General features: G+C 63.6%; 12 protein-coding genes. 7 read left to right on the forward strand and 5 right to left on the reverse strand.

Annotated elements, in window-relative coordinates:
• The first annotated feature begins 5 nt into the window (after nucleotides 1-5).
• The 3 genes from IB279_RS24140 to IB279_RS24150 are packed head-to-tail and all read left to right on the forward strand — an operon-like array spanning nucleotide 6 to nucleotide 3,042.
• The gene (locus tag IB279_RS24140) at nucleotides 6-1,022 is read left to right on the forward strand and encodes an SIS domain-containing protein (RefSeq protein WP_089043819.1); all 1,017 of its coding nucleotides are present in this window, start codon (nucleotides 6-8) and stop codon (nucleotides 1,020-1,022) included.
• Nucleotides 1,023-1,024: 2 nt separating this feature from the next.
• A complete protein-coding gene (locus tag IB279_RS24145; protein WP_060586063.1) occupies nucleotides 1,025-1,960 on the forward strand; it encodes a carbohydrate kinase family protein in 936 nt (311 codons plus the stop codon).
• A complete protein-coding gene (locus IB279_RS24150) occupies nucleotides 1,957-3,042 on the forward strand; it encodes an ABC transporter ATP-binding protein (RefSeq protein WP_192339874.1) in 1,086 nt (361 codons plus the stop codon). The genes IB279_RS24145 and IB279_RS24150 overlap by 4 nt, the downstream gene beginning before the upstream one ends.
• A 66-nt stretch (nucleotides 3,043-3,108) precedes the next feature.
• Here IB279_RS24150 and IB279_RS24155 read toward each other — a convergent pair whose 3' ends face one another.
• The 4 genes from IB279_RS24155 to IB279_RS24170 all read right to left on the reverse strand — a co-directional run bounded on the left by IB279_RS24155 (nucleotide 3,109) and on the right by IB279_RS24170 (nucleotide 6,129).
• Entirely contained in the window at nucleotides 3,109-3,879 is a 771-nt protein-coding gene (locus IB279_RS24155; protein ID WP_034799101.1) for an amino acid ABC transporter ATP-binding protein, read from the reverse strand.
• A 13-nt stretch (nucleotides 3,880-3,892) separates the two neighbouring features.
• A complete protein-coding gene (locus tag IB279_RS24160) occupies nucleotides 3,893-4,555 on the reverse strand; it encodes an amino acid ABC transporter permease (RefSeq protein ID WP_034799100.1) in 663 nt (220 codons plus the stop codon).
• Nucleotides 4,556-4,560: 5 nt separating this feature from the next.
• On the reverse strand, nucleotides 4,561-5,223 hold the full coding sequence (locus tag IB279_RS24165) for an amino acid ABC transporter permease (protein WP_060521811.1): 663 nt from the start codon (nucleotides 5,221-5,223) through the stop codon (nucleotides 4,561-4,563).
• Nucleotides 5,224-5,289: 66 nt separating this feature from the next.
• Nucleotides 5,290-6,129, reverse strand: a complete 840-nt coding sequence (locus IB279_RS24170; protein ID WP_060521812.1) for a transporter substrate-binding domain-containing protein — start codon at nucleotides 6,127-6,129, stop codon at nucleotides 5,290-5,292.
• Between the two features lie 162 nt (nucleotides 6,130-6,291).
• Between IB279_RS24170 and IB279_RS24175 the strand changes: the two genes are divergently transcribed.
• Nucleotides 6,292-7,350, forward strand: coding sequence for a D-TA family PLP-dependent enzyme (locus IB279_RS24175; protein ID WP_090296052.1), 1,059 nt, complete (start codon nucleotides 6,292-6,294; stop codon nucleotides 7,348-7,350).
• Between the two features lie 57 nt (nucleotides 7,351-7,407).
• Here the strand turns inward: IB279_RS24175 and IB279_RS24180 are convergent, their stop codons facing one another.
• Entirely contained in the window at nucleotides 7,408-7,923 is a 516-nt protein-coding gene (locus tag IB279_RS24180) for a dihydrofolate reductase family protein (protein ID WP_192339876.1), read from the reverse strand.
• Nucleotides 7,924-8,082: 159 nt separating this feature from the next.
• On the opposite strand from IB279_RS24180, the gene IB279_RS24185 reads away from it, so the two are divergent.
• The 3 genes from IB279_RS24185 to IB279_RS24195 all read left to right on the forward strand — a co-directional run.
• The gene (locus IB279_RS24185) at nucleotides 8,083-9,120 is read left to right on the forward strand and encodes a sulfate ABC transporter substrate-binding protein (RefSeq protein ID WP_371589933.1); all 1,038 of its coding nucleotides are present in this window, start codon (nucleotides 8,083-8,085) and stop codon (nucleotides 9,118-9,120) included.
• Nucleotides 9,121-9,242: 122 nt separating this feature from the next.
• Nucleotides 9,243-10,103 (forward strand): sulfate ABC transporter permease subunit CysT, encoded by an 861-nt coding sequence (cysT, locus tag IB279_RS24190; RefSeq protein ID WP_210336617.1) that lies wholly within the window; start codon nucleotides 9,243-9,245, stop codon nucleotides 10,101-10,103.
• The coding region (locus IB279_RS24195) for a sulfate ABC transporter permease (protein WP_192339878.1) at nucleotides 10,093-10,820 on the forward strand (728 nt) is incomplete at its 3' end. The genes cysT and IB279_RS24195, both read left to right, overlap by 11 nt.

The raw sequence follows: 10,820 nt of genomic DNA on the forward strand, positions 1-10,820 counted from the left end.
CGGCCATGACCACTTCGGAACGCCCCGCAGGGCTCGCCGCAATCGATCGTGAAATGGCGCGCCAGGCCGCCGATGCGGTCGCCTCCGTCCGCGGCGCAGCGCCGCGCGCCGCAGAGATTGCCCGCTCGCTGAAAGCGACCGGCAAACTCTTGCTGCTCGGCATGGGCGGCTCGCATGCGGTCGGCCGCGCTGTCGAACCGCTCTACCGCGCTCATGGCATCGACGCCGTCGCCCTGCCGCTTTCAGAGCAGCTCGGCCAGCCGCTGTCGATCGAGGACAAGACGATCCTCATCACTTCGCAGTCCGGCGAAAGCGCCGAAGTGCTGCGCTGGTTCGCCGAGACCGATGGCGGAACGCCGCACACGTTCGGGTTGACGCTGGAAGGTGGCTCCTTCCTCGCCAGCAACGCGCCTTCGCTGGTCGGCGTCGGCGGCACCGAAAAGGCCTTTGCTGCTACCCGCAGCCTGACAATCAGCTTCGCCCTGCACCTCTCCGTCCTCGCAGCCCTCGGCGATGACACCGGCGAAGCGCTTTCCGCGTTGGAAAACCCGCAATCGCCGGATACGTCCGCAGCGCTTGCCGCCCTGAGCAACGTCCGCTCCGTCGTCACTTCAGGCCGTCGCCTGCAGGGCCTCGCAGAGGCGATCGGTCTCGGCTTGACCGAACTCTCGCGCCTGCCCTGTTTCTCGCTCGAAGGCGGTCAGCTCCGGCATGGGCCTATGGAAATGCTCGGCCCTTCGGTTGGCGTCGTTCTCTTCCGTGGAGCGGATGCAACCGCCGGGCTCGTTCGCGCTATGGCGATCTCGGCCGCCGAAGCCGGTTCGCCGGTCATCGTCTTCGACGCTTCCGGCGAGGCGGCGAGCGATGGTGTCACCACCATTCCCTTTGCGCCGGCCACTGGCCTCGCGGCAATCTTTGCCATGCTGCCGGTCGCCCAGTCCTTCATGATCGCCTTTGCGGCGGCCCGCGTCGAAAATGCCGGCACCCCCGTGCGCTCGACCAAGATTACCCGGAGCGAATAACGATGCGTCCTCTTGCCGTGGTCGGCAACGCCAATGTCGACCTCATCCTCGGGCCGGCGGCCCCCTGGCCGAAAGCTGGAACCGAAATCATCGTCGACCATGACGAGTTGCGCGTCGGCGGCTGCGCCGGCAACAGCGCGCTCGCCTGGGATTCGCTCGGCGTCGACTACGCAATCGCGGCCAATGTCGGCAACGACCAGTTCGGCACCTGGCTGAGGCAGGCCTTTCCCGAGCGGTCCGAGGCGTGGCCGGTCGAAAATGTCGGGACCACGCTCTCGGTCGGCATTACCCATCCCGACGGCGAGCGCACCTTCTTCACCACGCGCGGACATCTGCCGCTCCTCACCTTCGAGGAAGTCCGGGCGATGCTCGAGGGCGAGAAGCTGCGCGGCGGCTACGCGCTTCTGACCGGCTCGTTCCTGACGGACGCATTGACGGCCGAATACGATCGTTTCTTCGACTGGGCCGATGCGCACGACATTGCGGTGGCACTCGACACTGGCTGGCCGCTCGACGGCTGGACGGAGGCGAACTGCGCCGCGACCATCGGCTGGATGAAGCGCTGCCGGCTCGCGCTGTTCAACGAGGTCGAAACGACGACGCTGACGGGTGTCACCGACCCGGCCGAGGCGGCAGGCGAACTCCGAAAACATATGCCCGAAGACGCGATCGTCGTCGTCAAGCGCGGACCACACGGCGCGATCGCCATTGACGCGGAAGGCCGCCTTTCATCGTCGCCAGCACCCGTCGTCACCGTGGTCGACACGATCGGCGCCGGCGACGTCTTCAATGCAGGCTTCCTCGCGGCACTTGCCGCCGAAATGCCGCTCGAAGCCTGTCTGCGCACCGGCGTCGCCATCGCTTCCGAGGCGATCTCCACCCTGCCGCGCAGCTACGGCCAACCGCTTTCGTCCTACCTTCAGGAGACCGGCGCATGAGCGCTATTGCCATAGAGAACATTCACAAGCGCTATGGCGAAGTCGAGACGCTGAAGGGCATCGACATCGCGCTCGAAAGCGGCGAGTTCCTGGTCCTTCTCGGCTCATCCGGCTGCGGCAAGTCCACGCTTCTCAACATCATCGCCGGACTGGCGGAGCCAAGCGGCGGTGACATCCGCATCGGCGAGCGCTCAATTCTGGGCGCGCATCCGAAGGATCGCGACATCGCCATGGTGTTCCAGTCCTATGCGCTCTACCCGAACATGAGCGTTGCGCGGAACATCGGCTTCGGCCTGGAGATGCGCAAGGTTCCGGTCGCGGAACGCGAGAAGGCGGTAAAAGAAACCGCCAAGCTGTTGCAAATCGAGAACCTGCTCGAGCGCAAGCCAAGCCAGCTCTCCGGCGGCCAGCGCCAACGCGTCGCGATCGGCCGCGCACTGGTGCGCAATCCGCAGGTCTTCCTCTTCGACGAGCCGCTGTCAAACCTCGACGCCAAGCTGCGCATGGAAATGCGCACCGAGCTCAAGCGCCTGCACCAGATGCTGAAGACGACTGTCGTCTACGTCACCCACGACCAGATCGAGGCGATGACGCTTGCGACCCGTATCGCCGTCATGCGCGACGGGAGGATCGAGCAACTGGGCACGCCGGAAGAGATCTACGACCGGCCCGCCACGCTCTATGTCGCCGGCTTCGTCGGCTCGCCGCCGATGAACATCTTGGATGCGACCGTTGCTCAGGGCCAGGTGACGATCGCCGGCGGTGATCAGGCAATCGCCCTGCCGCCCCATTTTCGCGGTGTGGTCTCCGATGGTCAGCGCGTCAAGATCGGCATCCGCCCAGAAGCGCTGCGGCTGGCCTCCAGCGACGAGACTGCGCCGCAATTCAAGGCGCGCGTCGAAGTGGTCGAACTGACAGGCCCAGAACTTGTCACCACGGCACGGATCGGTGAGCAGCGCATCACCGCCTGCCTGCCACCGCGCAGCTCGCTTCTGGCCGGTGACGAGCGCGCCTTTAGCATCGAGGCGGATGCGCTGCATCTCTTTGATCCGCAAAGCGGCCGGTCGCTGGCGAAAGGCTGAGCCTTTCGCGACGAACAAGAGCCGACCGTCGCTGCCGCGGCGGCCGGCCCGATCATAGCCCCCACATCAATTGAACGACGAGCTTTTCAGGAACTCCGCCAGGCGCTCGGTCTGCGGCTTCACGAACATTTGCTTCGGGTTGCCCTCTTCGCCGATGCGGCCCTGGTTCATGAAGATCACGCGCGTCGAGACCTCATAGGCAAAGCGCATTTCGTGGGTGACGAGCAGCATGCTCATGCCGTCTTCGGCAAGCCCCTTGATCACCTGCAGCACCTCGTTGACGAGTTCCGGATCGAGCGCCGAGGTCACTTCATCGAACAGCATCAGCTTCGGGTTCATTGCGATCGCCCGGGCGATCGCCACGCGCTGCTGCTGGCCGCCGGAGAGCTGGCCGGGATAGTGATCCATGCGTGAGAGCAGCCCGACACGGTCCAGCCATTTCTCGGCAACCGCCCGCGCCTCATCGCGTCCCATACCGCGGACCTTCATCAGGCCGAGCATGATGTTTCTGGCCGCGGTCATATGCGGGAAGAGGTTGAACTGCTGGAAGGCCATGCCGGTCATCGCCCGCTGGCGGGCGATTTCCTTTTCCTTCTTGCGGCGGCGTTGGCCGCCCACGGTCTCGTAGCCGATCTCCTGGCCGTCGATGCGGATCGAGCCGCCCTGGAACTCCTCCAGCATGTTGATACAGCGCAGCATCGTCGTCTTGCCCGAGCCGCTGGAGCCGATGATGGAGATGACCTCCCCTTGCGCCATGGTGCAGTCGACGCCCTTCAGCACTTCGACGGCGCCGTAGCGTTTGTGGAGGTCACGGATTTCAAGCAGTGTCTGGGTCATCGGAGCCGAAGCCTCAGGATGGAACAGCGGTCTTGCGTTCGACGTAACGGCCGAAACGCTCGATGCTGTAGTTGATGACGAAATAGAGGAAGCCGGCGAAGAAATAGAACTCCAGGCTCATGAAGCTGCGGGAGATCTGCTCCTGGGTGCGAAGCAGAAGCTCGGCGACGCCGATGATCGACAGAAGCGTCGAGGCCTTGACCATCTCGGCCGCCGTATTGACCCAGGCCGGCAGCGCCTGCCGCAACGCCTGCGGCCCGAGCACGTAGACGAAGGTCTGCGAGAATGTCAGGCCGATGGCTTTCGCCGCCTCCGTCTGCCCCTTCGGGATCGCCTGCAGGGCGCCGCGGACGAGTTCGCCGACATGCGAACTGCAGAAGACCGAGAGCGCCAGGATGCCGGCCTGGAAGGGCCCGAGATCGATACCGACGGTGCTAAGCACATAGTAGCTCGCCAGAACGAGCACCAGCACCGGCGTGCCACGGATGAAATCCGTATAGCCTCGCACGACCCATTGCACCGGGCGATAGCCATAGGTGAGCGCCAGGCCGACGAAGACGCCGAGCACCGTTCCGACGACGATCGACAGGAAGGAGATCGAGATCGAGACACCAAGCCCCTTCAGCAAGGGAATGCGGGCGAGCCAGAGCTGGTCGAGAAATGCTGGAAAATCCATGGCGATCACCTCGGCACGGAGAGACGGCGCTCGACCGCGCGCATCAAGGCAGCCAATACCGAGCAGGTGGCGACATAGAGGCAGCTCGCAACGATCCAGGTTTCGATCACCCGAAAGGTCTCGACATTGATCTTGCGCGCCTCGAAGGTCAGTTCGGGTACTGCGATCGCGGCTGCAAGCGAAGTGTCCTTGAACAGCGAGATCATCGTGCTGCTCAAGGATGGCAGGACGTTGCGCAGCATCAAGGGAAGGATGATCGAGGTGCGTATCTGCATTTCCGTGAGCCCGATCGCCAGCCCCGCCTCGCGCTGCCCCGGCGGAACTGAAAGCAGCCCACCGCGGAAGACTTCGGCGAGATAGGCGCCGGAATAGATCGCCAGCGTCAGCACGAAGCTCTCGATCTTGCCGAGCCTGACGCCGAGCTGCGGCAAGGCGAAGTAACTGAACAGCACCAGCACCAGGATCGGCGTGTTGCGGATGACGGTCACATAGAGACCGGCCGGCTTGCGCAGGAACAGGTTTTTCGACACCAGCCCGAAAGCGGTGACGAGACCGATCAGGCAACCCGCAAGGATTGCCGCGAATGCGAGGCCGAGACTGAGCGCCAGCCCTTCGAGCAGAAGATCGAAAGAGCGCCAGACGGCGGCAAAATTCAGAGTATAGCCCATGTTTCAGCCACCCATGCCGAAGGACGGAGGACGACCCCGCAGGCGGCGGGATCGCCCCGGAGAGGCTTACTTGTACTCGACCGGGAATCCGATCTGCGGCGGAGCAAGGTCCTTGCCGAACCAGGTCTTGAACGACTTCGCATAGAAATCGAACTCGACGCCGGTCATCGCCTCGTGCAGTGCGGTGTTGACGAAGTTCAACCAGTCCTGGTCGCCGCGCTTGACGCCGCAGGCATAGGTCTGCGGGTTCCAGCCGTAGCCCGCATCCTTGTAGCGGTTGGGGTTCTGCGTCATGTACCAGGCGAGCGACGACTGGTCGGTGGCGACCGTGTCGGCACGACCGGATTCCAGCGCCTGATAGATAAGGTCGACGGACTCGTACTGGTCGACCGTCGCTTCCGGCAAGGCGGCATGCACCATGGCCTCGGCATAGACGTTCTGCAGGACGGATACGGTGACGGACGAGCCGCCGGCCTTGAGCGCAGCGTAATCGGCATATTTGCCGTCGGCCTTCAGCATCAGGCCCACGCCCTCGCGATAGTAGGGAATGGTGAAGGCGATCTGCTGCGCGCGCTCACCGGTCACCGTCATGAACTGGCAGGTGATGTCCACCTTGTTGGTGGTGATGTTCGGAATGCGGGCGTCGGACGACTGGTTGACGAACTCGATCTTCTCCGGATCGCCGAAGAGGGCCTTGGCGATGATGCGCCCCATGTCGACATCGAAGCCCTGCAGCTTGTCGTCGGCGCTTTTGAAATGCCACGGCGCATTGGTGCTGCCGGTGCCCATGACCAGATGGCCGCGGGCGATAACTTCGTCCAGCTTGCTCGCCGGCTCCTGGGCCAAGGCCGAGCCGGCCATAGCCATGACTGCGACGGCAGCCGCTGCAAAAACGGTCTTGCTCATTTCATTCCTCCCTTTTTTAGCCTCCCCACCATTATTCTATTACTATGCATCATAATCTTGAATAATGGATTGACGTATCAAAGGCCCGCGGTCATATCTTGTCAAGGGCAGTTGAGGTAGTTTCGCCCCGATCCTGCGCCGCCCAAGAGGAGTTGAGTCGCGATGCCCCTGCCGATCGAAACCCCGGCCGTTCTCGTCGATCTTGAAATTGCCAAGCGCAACATCGAGCGCTTTCAGGCCTATGCGGATGAGCACGGCATTCGCGTGCGCCCCCACATCAAGACGCACAAGCTGCCGCAGATGGCCGAGCTTCAACTTCAAGCCGGCGCCATCGGCATCACCTGCCAGAAGGTCACCGAGGCGGAGGCAATGGTTGCGGGCAGCGACCGGATCAAGGACGTGCTGATCACCTACAACATTCTCGGCGACGCCAAGATGGCGCGGCTGGAGCGGCTCAATGACCGCGTTTCGCTCTCGGTCGTCGCCGACAGCGAAACGGTCATCGACGGGCTCGCCGGCTATTTCGCCGACAAGGACAAGCCGCTGCACGTGCTTGTCGAATGCAACACCGGCGCCGATCGCTGCGGTGTCGGCTCCCCGGCAGAGGCCGCCAAGCTCGCCCGCCGGATCGAAGAGGCAAAGGGGCTCGTGTTCGGCGGCCTGATGACCTATCCGCCCGTCAACGGCCAGGCGAAGGTCCAGGCCTTCATGAGCGAGGCGAAGCAGTTGATCGAGGCCGACGGCATCATTGTCCCCGCCATCACCTCAGGCGGCACGCCGAGCATGATGCATGCCGACGGCGCGCCTGTTGCCAGCGAATACCGCCCCGGAACCTATATCTACAACGACCGCTCGCTGGTTTCGCGCGGCGTCGCCGGCTGGGACGAGTGCGCGCTGACGGTGCTTGCGACCGTCGTCTCGGTCCCCTCCGAGAACCGCGCCATCATCGATGCCGGCAGCAAGGTGCTGACCTCGGATCTACTCGGCCTCACCGGCTACGGTCACGTGCTCGGCCGCGACGACATCCGCATCGACCAGCTCTCTGAGGAACACGGCCGCCTCGTCACCGACGGGCCAATCGGGCTCAAGGTCGGCGAGCAGCTGAGGATCGTGCCGAACCACGCCTGCGTCGTGACCAACATGTTCGATGCCGTCCATATCGTCGAAGGCGACAGGCTGAAGGATATCTGGCCGGTGGTGGCGCGCGGCCACGTGCTTTAGACGGTCGCCATAGTTGAGCGGCGCGTTTGCCGCGCCGCCACTCTTGACGCTCCGCGCTCAGCGGACCCGGTCATAAACGAGCGCGATCTTGCCCCGCTCACCCGTCTCCTGGTGCGCAACGCGCCACGTCGTGCCCGGCAGGCCGTCCTCGAAGAGCCGCGCGCCACCTCCTGCAATCTCCAGGCAGATCAGCAGATAGGGCCTGTCGATCATGTCGGCCGAACGGAGCGACTTAATGAGGCTGGCGCTGCTGTTGACGAGAATGTCACCTTCGCCGGACGCCTTGAGGTCTGAAACGACGTCCATCACCGATCCATTCGCGATCCGCGTGCGCTCCCAGGGAGCTTCGGTCAGCATCCTCGAAAACACCACCTTTTCCGCCCCGACCAGCCCGTCCGCATAGCCGCGGTCGCGAGAGTCGGCCGCTTCGCCCCCGGCAACCGCCGACCAGTAACCGAGGAAGCCTTCGGCGTTCAGCCGGCCGAGCACGGCCGTCGTCGCCTCCTCGCAGATGCGCGCCAAATATTTCCGCCGCCGCGCATTTTTTCTGGACAGCGGCTTCGCGCTCTCCATGTATTCTGTCGTTGGTTTGGCGCGGTCGCGGAGGCGGTTGCAGGCAAACCGTTCCCGAAAAGCCCGACAAAACGATAGGACATTTCCCCATAGCTGCTTCTGGCGTCATCGGTTTACGTTGTAGCAGTCGACAAAATTGATAGTTTTATCTGGTAACCAATGGAGGTCGAAATGGTCTTTGGACGAATTACCGGAATGGTGGGACTGGCAATCGTGCTCGGAGGCCTGCAGCTGGGAGCTGCAAGTGTTGCGTTTGCCGACACGACGATCCTGAACGTGTCTTATGATCCGACACGAGAACTCTACAAGGACTTCAATGCTGCCTTTGCCGAGAAGTGGAAGGCGGACACCGGTGAGACCGTGACGATCCAGACGTCGCACGGCGGTTCGGGCAAGCAGGCCCGCTCGGTCATCGACGGCCTGCAGGCCGACGTTGTGACGCTGGCGCTCGAAGCGGACATCGACGCGATCGCCAAGGAAACCGGCAAGATCCCGGCAGACTGGAAGTCGAAGTTCGAAAACAACAGCGCGCCCTACACGTCGACGATCGTGTTCCTGGTGCGCAAGGGCAACCCCAAGGGCATCAAGGACTGGGGCGATCTGGTCAAGCCCGATATCCAGGTGATCACGCCAAACCCGAAGACCTCGGGCGGCGCGCGCTGGAACTTCCTCGCTGCCTGGGCCTATGGCCGCTCCGCCAATGGCGGTGACGACGCCAAGGCGCAGGAATATGTGACCGAGCTCTTCAAGCACGTGCCGGTGCTCGATACCGGCGCGCGTGGCGCTACGACGACCTTCGTGCAGCGCGGCCTCGGCGACGTGCTGCTCGCCTGGGAAAACGAAGCCTACCTGTCGCTCGAGGAACTCGGCCCCGACAAGTTCGAGATCGTCACGCCGTCGATCTCGATCAAGGCGGAGCCGCCCGTAGCGCTCGTCGACGGCAACGTCGACACGAAGGGTACACGCAAGGTGGCGGAAGCCTATCTCGGCTACCTCTACAGCGATGCCGGCCAGAAGATCGCGGCCAAGCACTACTACCGGCCGTTCAAGCCGGCAGCGGCAGACCCGGCCGATATCAAGCGGTTCGGCGAACTGAAGCTCGTCACCATCGAAGACTTCGGCGGCTGGAAAGAAGCCCAGCCGAAATTCTTCGGCGACGGCGGTGTCTTCGACACGCTCTACAAGCCGGGCCAATAAAACCTGAACAGCGCGCGCAGCCGGCGAGCCCGGCTGCGCGCGCTGCTTCGCGTCGCGCCGGGCCGAGCCCTCGAGCGAAGCGCGTTTCATCGTGCCGCGTAAAGACTGCAAAGGTAGTGCCATTGACGGATGCGACGAAGACTGCACCCTGGCGATTTCGCCAGCCGAGTGTTTTGCCTGGATTTGGATTGTCGCTCGGGATCACGCTGAGCTGGCTGGTTCTGATCGTGTTGATCCCGTTGTCGGGACTGGTGTTTCGGGCCAGCGGGCTCGGCTGGGCGCAGTTCGTGGCGCTGGCGCTTGATCCGCGCACGCTCAATGCCTTGAAGATCTCCTTCGGCACGGCCTTTATCGCTGCCGTTATCAATCTCGTCTTCGGCGTCATCCTCGCCTGGGTATTGGTGCGCTACCGGTTCCCCGGCAAACGGGTGATCGACGCCATGGTCGACCTGCCGTTTGCGCTGCCGACCGCGGTTGCCGGCATTGCGCTGACGACGCTCTATGCCCCGAACGGCTGGATCGGCCAGTTCCTGGAACCACTTGGCATCAAGATCGCCTTCACCCCGGCCGGCATCGTCATTGCCCTGATCTTCGTCGGCCTGCCCTTCGTCGTCAGGACCGTGCAGCCGATCATGGAGGAGATCGACAAGGAAGTGGAGGAAGCTGCCGCCACCCTTGGCGCCAGCCGCTTCCAGACGATCAGCCGGGTATTGCTGCCGGGGCTCTTGCCAGCCGGCCTCACCGGCTTTGCGCTCGCCTTTGCCCGCGGTGTCGGCGAATACGGCTCGGTGATCTTCATCGCCGGCAACCTGCCTTATGTCTCGGAGATCGCGCCGCTGCTGATCGTCATCCGGCTCGAAGAGTTCAACTATGCGGCTGCGACAGCAATTGCCGCTGTCATGCTGGCGATCTCGTTTGCCATGCTGCTCCTCATCAACTCGATCCAGGCCTGGAGCCGGCGGAGATATGTCTATGTCGCATGACCTGACCGCCGCCTCAGCACCCAGTCCCGGTCTCAGTCCGGCCTCCGGCCCTCGCGCCGCCCTGCCGGAACTGGCCGCCGCCACCTCCGAAAGCCGCTTTGCCCGACTGACGCTGACGATCACGGCGCTCGCCTTCGTCGCACTGTTTTTGCTTTTGCCGCTCGCCGCCGTCTTTACCGAGGCGCTGCGCAAGGGCGTGACGGAATTCGTGCTGGCGCTTGGCGATGCCGAAACCTTTTCCGCCATCCGCCTGACGCTGATCGTCGCCGCCATCGCCGTGCCGCTCAACCTCGTCTTCGGCGTGGCCGCCGCCTGGGCGATCGCCAAGTTCGAGTTCAAGGGCAAGGCCTTCCTGACGACGCTGATCGACCTGCCGTTCTCGGTCTCGCCGGTGATCTCCGGCCTCGTCTTCGTGCTTCTGTTCGGCTCGCACAGTGTCCTTGGTCCCTGGCTGCAGAGCCACGGCATCCAGATCCTCTTTGCCGTGCCGGGCCTGGTGCTCGCCACCGTCTTCGTCACCTTCCCCTTCGTCGCCCGCGAGCTGATCCCGTTGATGCAGGAACAGGGCAGTAGCGACGAGGAGGCAGCACTGTCTCTCGGGGCATCGGGCTGGCAGACCTTCTGGCATGTGACGCTGCCCAACATCAAATGGGGGCTGCTTTACGGCGTGCTTTTGTGCAACGCCCGCGCCATGGGCGAGTTCGGCGCCGTCTCGGT

The organism is Ensifer sp. ENS06 (assembly GCF_014852205.1).
Classification (GTDB): Bacteria; Pseudomonadota; Alphaproteobacteria; order Rhizobiales; family Rhizobiaceae; genus Ensifer; species Ensifer adhaerens.